At 62.7% G+C, this 16,196-nt stretch carries 15 protein-coding genes; 6 read left to right on the top strand and 9 right to left on the bottom strand.

Annotation, left to right across the window (positions count from 1 at the left end; all coding sequences use genetic code 11):
• Positions 1-22: 22 nt before the first annotated feature.
• The 6 genes from LMTR21_RS01070 to rpsT form a co-directional block, all read right to left on the bottom strand.
• Positions 23-1,168 carry an IS630 family transposase gene (locus LMTR21_RS01070; protein WP_065750743.1) on the bottom strand — a complete coding sequence of 382 codons (1,146 nt, stop codon included), beginning with the start codon at positions 1,166-1,168 and terminating at the stop codon, positions 23-25.
• Between the two features lie 136 nt (positions 1,169-1,304).
• Complete coding sequence (gene recF / locus LMTR21_RS01075; protein ID WP_065750409.1) at positions 1,305-2,444, bottom strand: DNA replication/repair protein RecF; 1,140 nt, start codon at positions 2,442-2,444, stop codon at positions 1,305-1,307.
• A 46-nt stretch (positions 2,445-2,490) separates the two neighbouring features.
• Entirely contained in the window at positions 2,491-2,778 is a 288-nt protein-coding gene (locus tag LMTR21_RS01080) for a GIY-YIG nuclease family protein (RefSeq protein WP_065750410.1), read from the bottom strand.
• Positions 2,779-2,825: 47 nt separating this feature from the next.
• Positions 2,826-3,944, bottom strand: a complete 1,119-nt coding sequence (dnaN, locus tag LMTR21_RS01085; RefSeq protein WP_065750411.1) for a DNA polymerase III subunit beta — start codon at positions 3,942-3,944, stop codon at positions 2,826-2,828.
• A 263-nt stretch (positions 3,945-4,207) separates the two neighbouring features.
• Positions 4,208-5,638 (bottom strand): chromosomal replication initiator protein DnaA, encoded by a 1,431-nt coding sequence (dnaA, locus tag LMTR21_RS01090; RefSeq protein ID WP_065750412.1) that lies wholly within the window; start codon positions 5,636-5,638, stop codon positions 4,208-4,210.
• Positions 5,639-6,968: 1,330 nt separating this feature from the next.
• Complete coding sequence (rpsT, locus tag LMTR21_RS01095) at positions 6,969-7,235, bottom strand: 30S ribosomal protein S20 (RefSeq protein WP_065750413.1); 267 nt, start codon at positions 7,233-7,235, stop codon at positions 6,969-6,971.
• A gap of 371 nt (positions 7,236-7,606) precedes the next feature.
• On the opposite strand from rpsT, the gene LMTR21_RS01100 reads away from it, so the two are divergent.
• From LMTR21_RS01100 to LMTR21_RS01115, 4 genes are all read left to right on the top strand, one after another.
• Positions 7,607-7,924 carry a hypothetical protein gene (locus LMTR21_RS01100; protein WP_065750414.1) on the top strand — a complete coding sequence of 106 codons (318 nt, stop codon included), beginning with the start codon at positions 7,607-7,609 and terminating at the stop codon, positions 7,922-7,924.
• 125 nt (positions 7,925-8,049) lie between these two features.
• Entirely contained in the window at positions 8,050-8,706 is a 657-nt protein-coding gene (gene msrA, locus LMTR21_RS01105; protein ID WP_065750415.1) for a peptide-methionine (S)-S-oxide reductase MsrA, read from the top strand.
• 124 nt (positions 8,707-8,830) lie between these two features.
• Positions 8,831-9,592, top strand: coding sequence for a polysaccharide biosynthesis/export family protein (locus LMTR21_RS01110; RefSeq protein WP_065750416.1), 762 nt, complete (start codon positions 8,831-8,833; stop codon positions 9,590-9,592).
• A gap of 352 nt (positions 9,593-9,944) precedes the next feature.
• Entirely contained in the window at positions 9,945-10,949 is a 1,005-nt protein-coding gene (locus LMTR21_RS01115; protein WP_065750555.1) for a Bug family tripartite tricarboxylate transporter substrate binding protein, read from the top strand.
• Positions 10,950-11,064: 115 nt separating this feature from the next.
• Here LMTR21_RS01115 and LMTR21_RS01120 read toward each other — a convergent pair whose 3' ends face one another.
• The 3 genes from LMTR21_RS01120 to LMTR21_RS01130 all read right to left on the bottom strand — a co-directional run bounded on the left by LMTR21_RS01120 (position 11,065) and on the right by LMTR21_RS01130 (position 12,939).
• The gene (locus tag LMTR21_RS01120; RefSeq protein WP_065750417.1) at positions 11,065-11,739 is read right to left on the bottom strand and encodes a dienelactone hydrolase family protein; all 675 of its coding nucleotides are present in this window, start codon (positions 11,737-11,739) and stop codon (positions 11,065-11,067) included.
• Positions 11,740-11,809: 70 nt separating this feature from the next.
• Positions 11,810-12,154, bottom strand: a complete 345-nt coding sequence (locus tag LMTR21_RS01125; RefSeq protein WP_065750418.1) for a hypothetical protein — start codon at positions 12,152-12,154, stop codon at positions 11,810-11,812.
• Positions 12,151-12,939: an alpha/beta fold hydrolase gene (locus LMTR21_RS01130; RefSeq protein ID WP_065750419.1), complete on the bottom strand. Its 789-nt coding sequence runs from the start codon at positions 12,937-12,939 to the stop codon at positions 12,151-12,153. The genes LMTR21_RS01125 and LMTR21_RS01130 overlap by 4 nt, the downstream gene beginning before the upstream one ends.
• 338 nt (positions 12,940-13,277) lie before the next feature.
• On the opposite strand from LMTR21_RS01130, the gene LMTR21_RS01135 reads away from it, so the two are divergent.
• Both LMTR21_RS01135 and LMTR21_RS01140 read left to right on the top strand, forming a co-directional pair.
• Positions 13,278-13,769, top strand: a complete 492-nt coding sequence (locus tag LMTR21_RS01135; RefSeq protein WP_065750420.1) for a (2Fe-2S)-binding protein — start codon at positions 13,278-13,280, stop codon at positions 13,767-13,769.
• Positions 13,766-16,048: a xanthine dehydrogenase family protein molybdopterin-binding subunit gene (locus LMTR21_RS01140; RefSeq protein ID WP_065750421.1), complete on the top strand. Its 2,283-nt coding sequence runs from the start codon at positions 13,766-13,768 to the stop codon at positions 16,046-16,048. Before LMTR21_RS01135 ends, LMTR21_RS01140 begins: the two co-directional genes overlap by 4 nt.
• Positions 16,049-16,196: the final 148 nt, after the last annotated feature.

Below are 16,196 nucleotides of genomic sequence, written 5' to 3' on the forward strand. Positions count from 1 at the left end.
GTTTCCTTGGTTCGAATCATAATCAGGCGGCCTCGGCAAGTTTGTAGGACCAAGTATGGATGACCGGATGGCGGTTGACGTCGTCGATGCCGGCCATGATGCGCTCCTTCAGCTCGTGTTTTGAGGTCACCCGGATGTGGCGCAACGTCGAGCGGGCAAACTTGGAGAAGAAGCCCTCGATCAGGTTGAGCCAGGAGCCGTGCTTGGGAGTGAAGGTGAGTTCAAAGCGTCCGACGGGGCGGGCGTTAAGCCACGCTGTGGTTTCTCTCGATATGTGCGCGGAATGATTGTCGAGGATCAGCTTGATTGCAGTGCCTCTCGGATAAGCGGCATCGAGTAACTTGAGGAATTCAACGAACTCCCGGCTGCGATGGCGGTCTCTCACGAGAGCATGGACCTTGCCGGTCAGCAGATCGATCCCGGCCAACAGACTGAGCGTGCCATGACGTTTGTACTCGTGATCCCGCGCAAAGGTGGCGTGAGCCCCAGGCACGGGCGGCAAATCCGGCGCCGTCGTTGCGATAGCCTGGATTCCTGGCTTTTCGTCGCAGGAGACGATTGCCACCGGCTTGCCTCGCCTCTTCGATCCGGTAGAGGTTTTTTTCAGAACCTCGACTTCACGATAGACACACAGGACCTCGGCCATCTTCTGTTCGAATTCGCTGTCGCGGTTCTCCAGATAGTAGTGCACCTTGTGCGGCTTGATTTCCTCTTTGCCGAGGATCTTGCACACCGTGCCCTGGACCAAATTGGCCAGACACCTGTGCCCTGCCGCTGGTCCATGCACGCGCGCATGGCGTGCCAGCAATCGCGTCGTCCACAATTCATGCGGATGGCCGTGGTCTTTGGCCTTGTCGCACGCCAGCGACGCCAGCCAAGCTTTGGCCTCCGGCGTGATCGTGGGCTCCCTGCCAGGCCGCGGCCGATCGTCGAGGGCCCCCAGCGGGCCATGGGCCAGCGCCCGCTCGACACAGCGCTCGACGGTCTGGTGATGGACCCCAAGTCTGCGCCCCACGGCACAGAACGACGGATTATCCCGGTAGGCCAGCAGCATCTGTGCCCGCGAGACCCGGCTCGCTGGCTCGGTTCTTGACCGCGAAAGAGCCGCCAACGTCTCAACCTCATCGTCGGTCATCGCCAATTCGATCGCTTGCCGCCATCCTGCCATGATACTGTTCCTCGTCGCGCCAGCCGCAACCGAGGAATCCGCCAACACTCAATCAGTTCCAGTGCGGGTTTCTTGGAATCGAACGTCTAGTCGGGCCAGTACAGGATTTGGTTCAAGCGGGGCGGGTTCGCAGGCCTCAGGTGCGGCGGCTTACCTGGCCGGCCTCCACGTCGAAAATCTCGCCGCCCGGGCCGATATCGACGAAGGCGGCTGGATCGGCGCCGGTCATCCAGACCTGCGCGCCGAGCTTTGCGAGCTCATCGAACAGCGCCTTGCGCCTGCTGGGGTCGAGATGGGCGACGACTTCGTCGAGCAGCAACAGCGGGACGATGCCGGTCATCTCGGCGACGAGGGTGGCATGGGCCAGCACCAGCCCGATCAAGAGCGCCTTCTGCTCGCCGGTGGAGGCGTCGCGCGCCGGCATGTTTTTCGGCGCATAGACCACCTGCAGGTCGGTGAGGTGAGGGCCATCCAGCGTGCGGCCGGCGGCGGCGTCGCGGGCGCGGCTGGCGCGCAGGGTCTCGCGGTAACGATCCTCCACAGCGGTGGCTGATTCGTTGACCAGTGCGTTTTCCATCCAGCCGTCGAGCATGATCTGGGCCGACGGAAAGGCGGAGGCTTGCCCACGTTCGCGCAGCATCGCCGCCAGCCGCGTCACAGTCTGGCCGCGCGTGGCGGCAACCGCAACCGCAAGCTCGGCGGTTTCGCGCTCGATCGCGTCACACCAATGGTCGTCATAGTTGCGCACTTCGAGCAGGCGGTTGCGCGAGCGTAGCGAACGTTCCAGCGCAGACACGCGGCTGGAATGTTCGCTGTCGATCGCCAGCACCAGCCGGTCGAAGAAGCGCCGCCGTTCCGAAGCCGCGCCGAGAAACAGCCCGTCCATCGTCGGCGTCAGCCAGACCATCCGCAGATGATCGCCGAACGCGGTCGCCGAACTTACGGGCTCGCGGTCGATCCGGCAGCGCCGGCTCGTGGAGGCGCCTTCCGCAGCCGGCGCATCGATGCCGGTGCCGAGCGTGGCAAGTCCGAGCGCCCCCTCGACTTCGGCGGACACCGCCCAGGAGCCGTTGCCCTGATTGTCGGCGACATCCTCCAGCGTCGCGCGCCGCAGGCCGCGTCCGGGCGAGAGAAACGAGATTGCCTCCAGGCAATTGGTCTTGCCGGCGCCGTTCGGCCCCACCAGCACCACCACGTCGCCGCGCGTCTGCACGCTTCCCGCGCGGTAGTTGCGGAAGTGCGTGAGCGAAAGACGGTGGATGCGAGAGGGGGTCATATCAGGTTGTCATTGCCGGGCTTGACCCGGCAATCCATCGTCCGCGCTAGCGGACAATCTCATCGTACAAATCCTTCCAATCGGGATTGCCCGCGACGATTAGATCGATTTTCCACTCGCGCGACCAATGCTTGATGTTCTTCTCTCGTTGAAGCGCGGTCGCAATTGCGTCGTGTGCTTCGAAGTATACCAGTGTTTTGATGCCGTATCGCTTGGTAAATCCGTCAGCCAAGCCTTCGCGGTGCTGGTAGACGCGCCTCACTAGATTGTTCGTTACACCGACATACAGTGTTCCGCCGGGTTTGCTCGCGAGGATGTACACCCAATAGGTCATTTTTGTTTGATGGATTGCCGGGTCAAGCCCGGCAATGACAGTGAGGCTCACACCCGCATCGGCATCAGCACGTACAGCGCGCCCTTGTTGTCCTTGTCCTGCACCAGCGTCGGCGAGCCGGGATCGGCCAGGCGCAGCACGGCGACTTCGCCTTCGATCTGGGCGGCGATGTCGAGCAGATAGCGCGAGTTGAAGCCGATATCGAGCGCGTCGGAGGCGTATTCGACTTCGAGCTCTTCGGTGGCGCTGCCGGAATCCGGATTGGTCACCGACAGCACCAGCTTGCCCGAAGACAATGCGAGTTTCACGGCACGGCCGCGCTCGCTGGAAATGGTCGAAACGCGATCTACCGCAGCCTCGAAATCCTTCTTGTCGACGATCAGTTCCTTGTCGTTGTTCTGCGGTATGACGCGGCCGTAATCCGGGAAAGTTCCGTCGATCAGTTTCGAGGTCAGCACCACATTGCCGAGCGTGAAGCGGATCTTGCCCTGCGACAGCTCGATTTTGATTTCGGCTTCATTGTCCTCGATCAGCCGCTGCACCTCGCCCACCGTCTTGCGCGGCACGATCACGCCGGGCATGCCGGTGGCACCGGAGGGCAGCGCCAGATCGATTTGCGCCAGGCGATGCCCGTCGGTCGCCACCCCGCGCAGGGTTGCGGCCTTGGCGCTGCCGGCGGTGTGCAGATAGATGCCGTTGAGGTAATAGCGGGTCTCTTCGGTTGAGATCGCAAACTGCGTGCGATCGATCAGCCGCTTGACGTCGGAGGCCGCAAGCGAGAACGAATGCGTCATGTCACCGGCGGCGAGATCGGGGAAGTCGCTTTCAGGCAGTGTCTGCAGCGTGAAGCGCGAGCGGCCGGCGCGGATCGCCATCACCGAGCGGTCGCCGTCGGCTTCCAGCACGATCTGCGAGCCGTCGGGCAGTTTGCGGACGATGTCGTAGAACATATGGGCCGGCACCGTGGTGGAGCCGCCGGTCGCGGTTTCCGCCGCCAGGGTTTCGGTCACCTCGAGGTCGAGGTCGGTCGCCTTCAGCGACAGCCTGGCGTTTTCGGCGCGGACCAGCACGTTGCCGAGGATCGGGATGGTATTTCGGCGCTCAACCACGCGATGGACGTGACCCAGCGATTTCAGCAGTTGCGCGCGTTCGACGGTGACCTTCATTGCAATACCCGCCAGAGATGGAAAAGCCGGGCGGCCCGTCAAGGCAGCGCCGCGGCATTGGAAACCCGAAAAGCCGGATCAGGATCGGATTTGATCAAACCCCCGGGGGGACCGCAAGGTGGCGCGGATGGCCCTCCGGTGCAAGGGAGGCGGGCCCCCGTTCCCCACTTTTGCGGCAGGAAAATGGGGCAGAAAAAAATTCTCCCGCCCTGGAATCGGGGCGGGAGAGGTTTGGGAGGAGCCAGGTCCTGTTCCTGCAGCCACTATTCCTGCAATTGCCGTTTCAGCGACTCGACCTCTTCGGACAGCGCCGTATCCCGGGCCACCAGTGCCTCGATCTTGCGCACGGCGTGCAGCACGGTGGTGTGGTCGCGTCCGCCGAACCGGCGGCCGATCTCCGGCAGTGAGCGCAGCGTCAGCGTCTTCGCCAGATACATCGCGACCTGGCGCGGGCGGACGACGTTTGCGGTCCGGCGGGACGACAGCAGGTCCGAACGGCTGACATTGTATTGCCGCGCGACCACCCGCTGGATGTCTTCGATCTTGATCCGCTTCGGTTCCTGCGGACGGATCAGGTCCCGCACCTCGCGCTCGGCCATTTCCAGCGTCACCGGCTGGTTGTTGAGCTTGGAGTGGGCGAGCAGGCGGTTGATGGCGCCTTCGAGGTCGCGGCCATTATGGGTAATGGTGCGCGCCAGATAATCCAGCACCGTTTCCGGCACATCGAAGCTCGCGTGATGCGCGCGGGCCGCAGCCACGCGCGATTTGAGGATTCCGAGCCGGAGTTCTTCGCCGAGCGAACCCATTTCGACAACGAGCCCGCCGGCCAGCCGCGAGCGCACGCGATCATCGAGGCTTTCCAGATCGGACGGCGGTCGGTCGGCGGCGATCACCACCTGGCGGCCGGCATCGATCAGCGCGTTCAGCGTGTGGCAGAACTCGGCCTGGGTCGACTTGCCCTGCAGGAACTGCAGGTCGTCGATCACGAGCACGTCGATGCCGCGCAGCGCTTCCTTGAAGGCCAGCGCCGTCTGTGTCTTCAGCGCGGCGACGAAGCCGTACATGAATTTCTCGGCGGTGAGATAGAGCACCTTGCGCTCACTGCCCGAATTGCCGGCCCACGTCACCGCCTGCAGCAGATGGGTTTTGCCGAGGCCGACGCCGGCGTGAATGTAGAGCGGGTTGAACATCACGGGATCGCCGCGACGTCCTTCGGCGACCTGACGCGCGGCGGCATGCGCCAGCGTGTTGGAGCGGCCGATCACAAAACTTGCAAAGGTCAGCCGCGGATCGAGCGGCGAGCCGCCGAGCGCATCATGACTGGCGGATACCGGCGCCGTCGCCGTGGCGCGCAATTCAGGCGCGGGCCGGCCGTTGACCTGCTCGGTGCGGCGTTGATCGGCCGGCGCGGTTGCTTCCTTGGCGGGTGCGGCGGATCGCATCGCCGTGCGCACGGTGAGGTCGATCCGGTGCACTTCCGGCATCTCTGCCTGCCAGCAGGTCAGGACACGGTCGGCGTAATGCGCCTGGATCCAGCTCTTGAGAAACCGGGTCGGCACCGACAGATGTACGGCTTCGTCCTGCACGCTTTCGAGATCCATGCGCGCAAACCAGCTCGTATAGACATCCTCGCCGACGCTCGTCCGCAACCGCCCCTTCACGCGCGACCAGCGATCCTGTTCCATATTTGTCATTGCCTGAGAACTTTTCTGAATGAGTAATAGTATTTTGCGAAATCGTCTGGCGGCTGCCCTGCAGGTTTCCTGCCAGACGTGACCTCGACATGGCGCTTCAGTCACCTCCAGACACAGATCGGGCGTACGGCAGAATCGCCGTTTGCTCAGATCAAGGGCTGGAGGGAGTGAGAGGCTACCGCGAGGTCAGCGCGTACTCGACGGTCTACCCGGAGCTCGCGTGGGGCGGCTAAATACGTCGTTCAGGGATTCTGCAGCATTCAGGGATTCTGAAGCGGTCACGATGGAAATGGGCGTGTCGAATGTCGCGTTGATTCCGTAAAGCATAGTACCTCCCCCTCTCACCGCGAGAACGCGCGGCGAGCAATCAGATCACCAGTGTTTTCAAAGCCAGTCTGCCGCCACCGAACATCCGCTTGTTCGTTGCTGCGCCGCCGCGTACCTCAGTCTGTCGTCTTCAACACGTTCACAAGCTCCGCGTTCCCCATCGTTGCATCGTCGGTAAGCATCTCATTCCCCTTGTCCGGAGCGCGCTTGCAACGTGAGCGCCACGCCGGGAAATTTAGACACAGAACAGCCGTTCTCATATTGCTATGAGTTACCAACTCAGCTTCGCTTGGAAAGCGTCGCTAACGCGCACACCGCCGCCGATTTGCACGTCCGCTCTTGGGTCTCATACCGCGCTGGTCAGGAGAGCCTTGAACGTCGCGAACGAGTTACAAATACACCAAGCGCGATTTCTGACAATCCGTGATTCGACACGGCTGCCCGACTCTGCGGCGGTGTTGCAACGCTGCAATTGCGAAACTCCACACCAAGTTTTTGAATCAGCGCAGAGAATCCGGCGGCGCGAGCGCGCGTGACAGTTTTCGCTGCACTCGCAAAATTTTTTAAGAAACCGTTACAATCGTGGTTACCGCGACCGGTTTTCAAAACGCTTGTCCTCGCTATGTGGATAAGTGATTAGCGAGACGAAGTTTTTCGGAATTGCTTTTGAAGGGTAACCCTTCGCGGCAGAGATGCAGGTGGAAGAAGCTCGCGCCAGATTAGCGATCATTGTGGTCGCACCTTTCGCAACTGCGCACGACAACGCCGCTGCAATAAGTTGCACCTCGTAAAATTACGGGTGCGAGAAATGTGACACGTAAGCCGGTGTCCAGCAACGAGACAATTCGAATTGTCACGGTCGGTCCCGTGCGTGTCCTTCCGTGTGTGCCCGAAAGTCAACAGAATGCACGCGCGCGGCGAAATTGATTTTGCCTTCGTGCGCACCACCAAAAAAGAAAAGCCCGGCGAAGCCGGGCTTTGACTAATATCGATTTCTGTCAGCTCACTTCGCGAGCTTGGCGATCGCGTGAGTCAGGCGCGACACTTTCCGGCTCGCATTGTTCTTGTGAATGATGTTGCGCTGCGCCGCCTGCATCAGTTCCGGTTCCGCGCGCTTCATCGCTTCCAGGGCTGCATTGTGATCGCCGCTCTTGATCGCTTCCTCGACGGTGCGGACAGCGCCACGCATCTGGGTGCGGCGCGACTTGTTGACGATGGTGCGGCGGGCAATCTTGCGGGTCGCCTTCTTGGCGGAAGTGGTATTGGCCATGTTCTCAACTATCCTTCGGCTGTCATCGCTCGGGTGGTCGGCCCTTGAGCGCGCCGGCCGTTCAAATTGCGTGGACGCTGGTTGTGTTTTCCAGGGTGTTCTGACGTAGCCGTTCTTGAGGATGCCATGGACGGAGGCCAAAATGCTTCCGAAGGCGGCGCTGCTCAAAGAACAGCGGCGGCGGGATTGCGCCCGCCGCCATTGGGGGTCTTATAGAGGGCGCATTCTGCACCGTCAACGCTTTCCGCCCTCTTTGGGGGGCCGGAAAAGGGGGCGTAAAGGGTGCGTAAGGTGCTGATGAGGTTGAATTTCCGGGGTACCCCCGGTATTGGCTGACGGCCTTTTTCGGGGCAACAGATATAAGGTGACGCATGATCCGCGGTTTTTTCCGGCTTATTGGCCTCCTGCTCCTGGCCGGCGGATTCATCTTCATGGTCTATGACGGTGCCCGTTTCGTCGCCGACCAGACCCTGCGGTTCACCCGGTTCGGCCAGTTCTGGAACGACGTCCATCAGTCCAGCCAGCTCGCGTTCCGGACCTGGCTGGAGGGCATCTCGCCCTGGCTCTGGAACAGCGTCGTCAAGGTTTTGTTGGATCAGCCGGTGTTCGCCGTGCTGGGCGTGGTCGGCATTCTGCTCATGATCCTGTTCCGGCCTCGCAAGCCGCTGATCGGCTATTCGCGGGACTGACCGGAGCCCCGTTCCTGCCCTGGGGGCGTAACAGGGCTGCGGCTTCCGACGTAAAGACATATATAGAAGTCCAACCGGCCGACGCGCATCGTCGCGTCCGCCGATGTCCCGCCTGGAGGTATTCCATGTTGTTCATGCGCAAGACCACCGCGTTGCCAAGTGCAGCCGAAGCGCTGCCGGGCCGTGCCGCCCCGATACCGACTGCGACCGCGCACTTCGTCAACGGCCGCAAGCTTCAGCCGCCCTATCCCGCCGGCCTCGAGCAGGCTGTGTTTGGCCTCGGCTGCTTCTGGGGCGCGGAGCGCAAGTTCTGGGAACTCGGGGACGGCATCCATGCCACCGCCGTCGGCTATGCCGGCGGGCATACGCCCAATCCCACCTATGAAGAGGTTTGCTCGGGCCGCACCGGCCATACCGAAGTGGTGCTGGTCGTGTTCGATCCGAAGAAGATCTCCTACGAGCAACTCCTCAAGACGTTCTGGGAAAATCACAACCCGACGCAGGGCATGCGGCAGGGCAATGATGTCGGCACCCAGTATCGTTCGGCGATCTACACGTTTGGCGATGCGCAGCGCCAGGCCGCCGACGCATCGAAGGCGATGTATCAGAAGGCGCTGGCGTCCAAGGGGCTCGGCGCCATCACCACCGAGATCGCGCCGTCGGGTGAATTCTATTTTGCCGAGGATTATCATCAGCAATATCTCGCCAAGAACCCGGCGGGCTATTGTGGATTGGGCGGCACCGGTGTGTCGTGCCCGATCGGCGTCGGTGTGACGGCCTGATCCGGTTGCCTTTCCTCTCCCCGCAAGCGCGGGGAGAGTGAGGTTCATTTACTCCACCTCCGATCGCAAAAAACCCTTTGTTAACCATACCCGGTGCAAGACTAGAGCTGTCTCGCTTTGAGGGATGGCTCCGGTGCGGGTTGTACGCGCGTTTCGAATACCGATCACTGCAATCATCACGGCGCTCGCTCTGTCGGGCTGCATGCACACGACCGGCCCGGTCGCTGTCGCGCCGCAAGGCGATCTCGATTCCGTGGCTTATGGTTCGCCTGGCGGCCCGCCGCCGCAGGCGGCCGTGGCCGATTCCAGTGGCGGCGCCGTCGCCGCGCTTCGCACCGCCTTCGCCTCCGCGCCAGGCGCAGCGCCGCCGGCCGTCGTGATGGCCGCGCCGGTCGCCTATGCCGAACCCGCGCCGGTGCGACACGACGCGGCCTATCATCTCGATGCCGGCGACAAGTTGCGCGTCGTTGTCTACGGTCAGGAAGGTCTCACCAACACCTATGCCGTCAGCGCCGGCGGTTCGATCACGATGCCGCTGATCGGTTCGGTGCCGGCGCGCGGCCGCACCACCGCGGGGCTGGCGGCAGCGATTGCCGCAAAGCTGCGCGCCGGCTTCATCAGGGAGCCGTCGGTCGCCGTCGAGATCGAAGCCTATCGTCCCTTCTTCATTCTCGGCGAGGTCGCAGCACCCGGCCAGTATCCGTATGTACCGAACATGACGGTCGAGAGCGCGGTGGCGATTGCCGGCGGCTTCTCGCCGCGCGCCCGGCGCGACAGCGTCACGGTCACGCACACCGATGCGTCAGGTACGTCGCGTTTCGTCGTTCCGCCCGGCAGTCCGATCAGCCCGGGCGACACCGTGCTCGTCAGCGAACGCTGGTTCTAGAGCGCAGAGCCATTTCGCCGCATCGTCATTTTCGATCCGGCTTTTTCCTGAGCATCTGTGTCAGGCAATTGCCTCGCATTTGACCTGGAAAATTCATCATTCATTTTGCGCCGAAATGGATGCTGCGTTCCGCATCGCGTTGCGGCTTCAATCTGAGCGGAATGGTCTAACTTACAGTGGCAAACGTGCGGCTTCACACGTGTCTGGAAGCTCCAGGTTGCGGTGAATTGGCGCTATGCGTTGAATACGTTCGAAACCATGTTCCATCTTGCGCTGCAGCGATGTAGAAACTCGTCGTTCAATCGAGGCGCGCCGGTTTGTCGGTCGAGTGCCTGCAATCCGGAGTATGACCATGAACTATCACTTGCCGGTCAGCGTGGTGCGCGCGGCGACTGCGGCAGCACTGCTTGCTTCCATCGCCGTGACGGCTTTGTGCGCCTCCTCGCATCAGGCCGCGGCGGATACCTATCCGAGCCGGCGCATCACCTTCGTCGTGCCGTATCCCGCGGGCGGCGCGACCGACGTGCTGGCGCGTTTGCTGGCCAACAAATTGCAGGAAGCGTGGAAGCAGACCGTCGTCGTCGAGAACAAGTCCGGCGGCGGCGGCGTGGTCGGCAATGATTACGTCGCCAAGGCACAGCCCGACGGCTACACCGTGCTGGTCGGCATTACGCAGATCATCCAGGCGCCGAGCCTCATGGCGAAGCTGCCCTATGATGTCTTCAAGGATCTCGCGCCGGTCACCCAGGCCGGGCTTTCGACCATCGTTCTGGTGGTTCCCGAGCAGCAGCCGATCAAGTCCGTCAAGGAGCTGGTCGATTATGCCAAGGCCAACCCCGGAAAGCCTTACGGCACCTTCGGCAACGCCACGACGTCGCATCTCTATGGCGAACTCCTCAAGAAGGTCGCCAATATCGACATGACCCACGTGCCCTATCGCGGCTCGGCGCCTCTCACGAACGACCTGCTTGCTAACACGGTTACCTCGGCGTTCCAGGACCTGACCACGGCGAGCGCGCAAATCAAGGCGGGCAAGCTCAGGCCGTTGGCCGTTGGCGGCGAAAAGCGCAGGACCGCGCTGCCCGACGTGCCGACGATGGGCGAACTCGGTTACCCCGGTTTTGAAATCGAAGGCTGGCTCGGCGTGTTCGTGCCCGCCGCAACGCCCAAGGAGATCGTGAAGAAGCTTTCGGACGAGCTCGCCCGCATCATCGCCTCGCCCGAGGGCGTCGCCGGGCTCGAGACGCTCAGCCTCGTGCCGGTCGGTGGATCGGCGGAAACGTTCGAGAAGGTCTTGCGCCGCGACTACGAGAAATGGGCCGATGTCGTGAAGGCAACCGGCGTCAAGGGCGAGTGAGGCGTTAGTTGCAGTTCGTCATTCCGGGGCGATGCGGCAGCATCGAACCCGGAATCTCGAGATTCCGGGTCTGGTCCTGCGGACCATCCCGGAATGACGGCGGAGAGTAGACGCCTTACTTCTTCAGGTGCTTCGCAAAAAACGCCAGGCTGCGCGGCCAGGCGATATCAGCGCTGGCCTTGTCGTAGCTCGCCCGTTCGTCGCAGTGAAAGCCGTGCTGCGCGCCGGGATAGACGTGGACTTCGACCTCCGGCCGCTTGGCCTTGATGGTCTCGACATCCGTCAGCGGGATGCCGGCGTCCTTCTCACCGAAATGCAGTTGCGTCGGCACTTGCGGCCTGTCGTCGGCGAAGCGGACGACGGCGCCGCCGTAGTAGCCGACCGCGGCCGACAGGCCGGACAACTTGGTCGCCGCGGCATAGGCGATGCTGCCGCCGAGGCAGAAGCCGATGATGCCGACCGGTCCGACATCCTTCACCGCATCGATCGCCGCCTGGGTGTCGCGTAGCATCGCCGCCCAGTCGGGATTGGCGATGAATTTTCGCGCGTTCGCAATCTCGTCGGGTGAATAGCCGCATTGGAAGTTCGGCTGGGTGCGATCGAAGATCGACGGCGCAATCGCGACATAGCCTTCCGCTGCCAGCCGATCGCAGACCGAGCGGATGTGGTGATTGACGCCAAAGATCTCCTGGATCACCACGATGGCCGCTTTCGGCGCACCGGCGGGATCGGCGCGATAGCCGCCGAGTTTGAAACCATCCGAAGCCGTCAGTTTGATATCCTGTCCCACGGGTCATCCCTTTTTGTTTGGGTTGTTTGAGTTGCACGAAGTCGGTTGCGAGGATCTGTTCCCGGGGCGGCTACTGCCACATCCAGTTGTGACCCCAGTCGCCCTTCCAGCCGGCCAGTCGTCCTTTACGGAATTGCAGAAACAGCCGGTCCTTCTTGTAGAACAATCCGCTGCCGCCGATGTTGCGGAAGGCGAGGAAGATTTCATCGCCTGGACGACCGCGGATGTAGTTGAGCGGGACGCCGAGCGCGTGCGCGGCCTCATTGGCGTCCATGCCGAACGCCAGCGGAATGTTGTTCGATAGCGTTTCGGTGAAGGGCGGCGGGTAGGGGCCGCCGATCGGCGGCAAGTGCTGCGCGGCAGCTTGCGAGAAGCTGGCTATGATCAGCACGAAGGCGAGAGCGGTCGTCTTCATGAGGCGGCTTTCTGTCCTGCCTTGGCATCGAGGCTGTCGAGGAACGGCAGCACGGCATCGATGAAGGCTTGCGGCTGGTCGATGTTGACGGCGTGGCCGGCGGCCGGGATCACCACCTTCTGCGCGCCGGGAATCTTGGCCGCCATGTAGTCGGAGGCGGCGAGGAACGGCGTGTCGTCGGCGCCGACCACGATCAGCGACGGCACCTTGATATCGGGCAGGGATTCGATCACGCGGGCATCGTGCTGGGTCAGCATGCCGCGCGCGGCGCGCGCAAGGCCCGTAGCATCGCGATGGGTGACGCTGGAGCGCTCGCGGCTGGCCGTTTTCAACACCGCCAGCCCCTCGCGCTCGAAACGGTCGCCGGTGTCGTGCGCGCGCTTGTTCCAGACCTCGCGGGCCTCGTCCTTCTTGAAGCCCGGGCCGGTATCGATGATCAAGAGCGCGCGGACGCGATCCGGATGGGCGCGGTAGAACGCCAGCGACATGTAGCCGCCGAGCGAAAGCCCGCCGACGATCGCCTTGTCGGCGCCGACGGTATCGAGCAGCGCCGCCATGTCGGCGACCGTCAGTGCTTCGCTATAGGCCGCGGTATCCTCGGGGTAACCGGACTGACCGTGGCCGCGCATGTCCCATAACACGAGCTTGTGATGCTTCGACAAGGCCGCGATCTGGCCCTGCCACATCCCACTGGTCGAGGAATAGCCGTGAGTCAGCAGCAGCGGTGGGCCGGAGCCGTGAACCTCGTAATAGATCTTGACTCCGTCGCGATCGATGGTCGGCATTGTCGATTTCCCAAAGCAAATCCCGCGAGATTGTCGGCCGGGGCCGTCATTGCCAGCCGCATCCTAGCGCGATCCATTCGGGAATAGGAAATGCGGAAACGGAAGATGCGCCTGCTGCCGCGCGCGTGATTGACAAGCCCACGACGAAGCCTTGCCGCAGCGCACAAGCGGGCAGCTTCAAAGCTTTACTTGCTTCGAACGATTCCAAATTGGATTGCCTCCGGGAAAGTTCGGTATCATTCTTCGCGCCGACTGGCATCGACCCGGTGGATGCCGGCCAATACCCAAACGTGAGAATGCCGCCGTAAGCGGCTGCCAACACCGGAAGGGGAGACGAGATGCCAAATCTCAACATCAATGGACGGAATATGTCCGTCGAGGCGGCCGGCGATACGCCGTTGCTCTGGGTCATCCGCGAGCAATTGCAGATGACCGGTACGAAGTTCGGCTGCGGCGCAGGTCTCTGCGGCGCCTGCACGGTTCACGTCAATGGGGAAGCCGTCCGCTCCTGCCAGACCCTGGTCAGCGAGGCCGTCGGCAAGAAGATCACCACCATCGAAGGCCTGTCCGCCAAGGGCGATCATCCCTTGCAGAAGGCCTGGATCGCCGAGCAGGTGCCGCAATGCGGCTACTGCCAGTCCGGGCAAATCATGCAAGCGGCGGCACTGCTGTCGAAGAATTCCAATCCGACCAGGGATGAAGTGGTCGCGCATATGGACGGCAATCTGTGCCGTTGCATGACTTATTCGCGCATTCAAAAGGCGATCATGCGCGCCGCATCCGAAATGCGTACCGCCTCTAACGCCGGCACCGAGCGGAGGGCCACATGAATACGCATGTAAAAGTCACCGGCAGCGCGCCTGCCGATCTCAGCCGCCGTTCGTTCCTGGTCGGCTCGGCCGCCACGGGCCTCGTGCTCGGCTATGCCGCCGCCCCCGGCATCGATCAGGCGCTCGCCGCGCCCTCCAGCTTCGAGCCCTCGGTGTGGTATTCGATCGGGCCCGACGGCATCGTGACCGTCACCTGCGGCAAGGCCGATATGGGCCAGCACATCGCCTCGACCATGGCGCAGATCGTCTCCGAAGAACTCGGTTCGAACTGGAAGGACATGCGGGTGCAACTCGCGTCCAACGATCCGAAGTTCAACGATCCCGTGCTCGGCGCGCAGATTACCGGCGGCAGCTGGAGCACGATGATGAACTTCGACGCGATGAGCCGCGCGGGCGCCGCCGGCCGTATCGCGTTGACGGAAGCAGCAAGCAGCATCATGGGCGTGCCGGCCGGCGAGCTGGTGGTGCGTAATTCCGCCGTCGCGCACACGAAGTCGAAGAAGCAGATGAGTTTTGCCGACATCGTCAAGAGCGGCAAGATCACCAAGACTTTCACGGCGGATGAATTGAAGGCGATCAAGCTCAAGACGCCCGATCAGTACACCATGATCGGCGTCTCGGTGCCGCAGCTCGATATTCCGCCGAAGAGCAACGGTACGGCGAAATACGGCATCGACGTCATGCTGCCGGGCATGGCCTATGGCAAGGTCGTCACCCCGCCGGTGCGTTTCGGCGCCACGGTGAAATCGGTCGACGACAGTGCGGCCAAGAAGGTGCCGGGCTTCATCAAGGCCGTGACGCTCGACGACAAGACCGGCAGCACGTCCGGATGGGTGGTGGCGGTCGCCAATACCTATGCCAACGCCCGCAAGGCGGCGGATGCACTGAAGATCACCTACGACAACGGCCCGAATGCCAAGCTGTCGAGCCAGTCGTTGATCGACGAAGCCAGGCGGCTGCAGGCGCTCGACGATTCCGGACAGTTCTTCGTCAAGGACGGCGATACGGCGGCGGCCTTCGGTACCGCGGCCAAGGTGCTGGAAGCCGAATACACCACCAGCATCAACATCCACGCGCCGCTGGAGCCGATGAACGCGACCGCCGAGTTCAAGGGCGACATCCTGCACATCTATTCCGGCAACCAGTTCGCGACACGCTCCGGCGCGATCGCGGCCGGTGCAGCCGGGATTGATCCCAAGTTTGTCGTGATGCACCAGATGTGGCTGGGCGGCGGCTTCGGCCGGCGGCTCGATGCCGACATGATGGTGCCGGCGGTGCAGGCGGCGAAGGCGGTCGGCAAGCCGGTCAAGGTGATCTACAGCCGCGAAAACGACATGACCATGGACTATTCGCGTCCGCTGACCTTCCAGAAGGTGAAGGCGGGTCTCGATGGCGATGGCAAGCTGATCGCGCTCAATCACGACGTGGTCAGTGCGTGGCCGACTGCGCGGTGGGGAATCCCCGATTTCCTGACGCCTTCGGTCGACAAGAAGGGGCCGCTGGACTCGTTCACCGTGAATGGTGCGGACTTCTTCTATTCCGTGCCCAACCACAATGTCCGTGCGATCAAGAACGAGATGGCGCACACCGCCACCCCGTCCGGGCAGTTGCGTTCGGTGGCTCCGGGCTGGACCTTCTGGGCGGTCGAAAGCATGATCGACGAACTCGCGCATGCGGTCGGCCAGGATCCCGCGCAGTACCGCATCGCGATGCTGGACGGCAAAGGCAAGAACGACGGCGGTGCGCAACGCCTGCGCAACACGCTGCTGGCGGCGATGGGTATGGCCGGTTACGGCACCACCAAGCTGCCGAAAGGCGAGGGCATGGGCATCGCCTGCGTCTCGTCGCAGGAGCGCGCGACCGCAAGCTGGACCGCCTGCGTGGCCCACGTTGCGGTGTCGCCGTCCGGCGAGGTCAAGGTCAAGAAACTGACCGTCGCCACCGACGTCGGCATGCAGGTGCATCCCGACAATATCCGCGCCCAGGTCGAGGGCGCGGCGCTGTGGGGCCTTTCGCTCGCCATGTATGAGAAGGCGACGCTGAAGGACGGCGGTATCGAACAGACCAATTTCGATACCTACACGCCGTTGCGGATGAGCCAGACGCCGGAAGTCGCCGTCAACGTCATCGCCAACGGCGACAAGCCGACCGGCGTTGGCGAGCCGGCGGTGACGGTGGTGGCTCCCGCGCTCGGCAACGCCATCTTCAACGCCTGCGGCGCGCGCATTCGCGCGTTGCCGATCACGGCCGAAGCGGTGAAGGCAAGCATGAAGGCGTAACAGGCAGAAAAGTTATCGAACGACACGATCCGCCGAGGGCCATGCTCCCGGCGGATTTGTGTTGGCGGTTGTCCCCGGGTCCCCGCGAAGTGCCTCTGAATCATGCGCTTTTCGCAGGAAGATCGTGCTCGGTGCGCCGCACAGCGAA

Origin of the sequence: Bradyrhizobium paxllaeri, assembly GCF_001693515.2 — a bacterium.
Lineage (GTDB): Bacteria > Pseudomonadota > Alphaproteobacteria > Rhizobiales > Xanthobacteraceae > Bradyrhizobium > Bradyrhizobium paxllaeri.

Bases quoted from the DNA above. Each gene is read 5' to 3' on its own strand.
- LMTR21_RS01070 (WP_065750743.1), bottom strand. From the start codon at position 1,168: ATGGCAGGATGGCGGCAAGCGATCGAATTGGCGATGACCGACGATGAG.
- recF (WP_065750409.1), bottom strand. From the start codon at position 2,444: ATGACCCCCTCTCGCATCCACCGTCTTTCGCTCACGCACTTCCGCAAC.
- LMTR21_RS01080 (WP_065750410.1), bottom strand. From the start codon at position 2,778: ATGACCTATTGGGTGTACATCCTCGCGAGCAAACCCGGCGGAACACTG.
- dnaN (WP_065750411.1), bottom strand. From the start codon at position 3,944: ATGAAGGTCACCGTCGAACGCGCGCAACTGCTGAAATCGCTGGGTCAC.
- dnaA (WP_065750412.1), bottom strand. From the start codon at position 5,638: ATGACAAATATGGAACAGGATCGCTGGTCGCGCGTGAAGGGGCGGTTG.
- rpsT (WP_065750413.1), bottom strand. From the start codon at position 7,235: ATGGCCAATACCACTTCCGCCAAGAAGGCGACCCGCAAGATTGCCCGC.
- LMTR21_RS01100 (WP_065750414.1), top strand. From the start codon at position 7,607: ATGATCCGCGGTTTTTTCCGGCTTATTGGCCTCCTGCTCCTGGCCGGC.
- msrA (WP_065750415.1), top strand. From the start codon at position 8,050: ATGTTGTTCATGCGCAAGACCACCGCGTTGCCAAGTGCAGCCGAAGCG.
- LMTR21_RS01110 (WP_065750416.1), top strand. From the start codon at position 8,831: ATGGCTCCGGTGCGGGTTGTACGCGCGTTTCGAATACCGATCACTGCA.
- LMTR21_RS01115 (WP_065750555.1), top strand. From the start codon at position 9,945: ATGAACTATCACTTGCCGGTCAGCGTGGTGCGCGCGGCGACTGCGGCA.
- LMTR21_RS01125 (WP_065750418.1), bottom strand. From the start codon at position 12,154: ATGAAGACGACCGCTCTCGCCTTCGTGCTGATCATAGCCAGCTTCTCG.
- LMTR21_RS01130 (WP_065750419.1), bottom strand. From the start codon at position 12,939: ATGCCGACCATCGATCGCGACGGAGTCAAGATCTATTACGAGGTTCAC.
- LMTR21_RS01135 (WP_065750420.1), top strand. From the start codon at position 13,278: ATGCCAAATCTCAACATCAATGGACGGAATATGTCCGTCGAGGCGGCC.
- LMTR21_RS01140 (WP_065750421.1), top strand. From the start codon at position 13,766: ATGAATACGCATGTAAAAGTCACCGGCAGCGCGCCTGCCGATCTCAGC.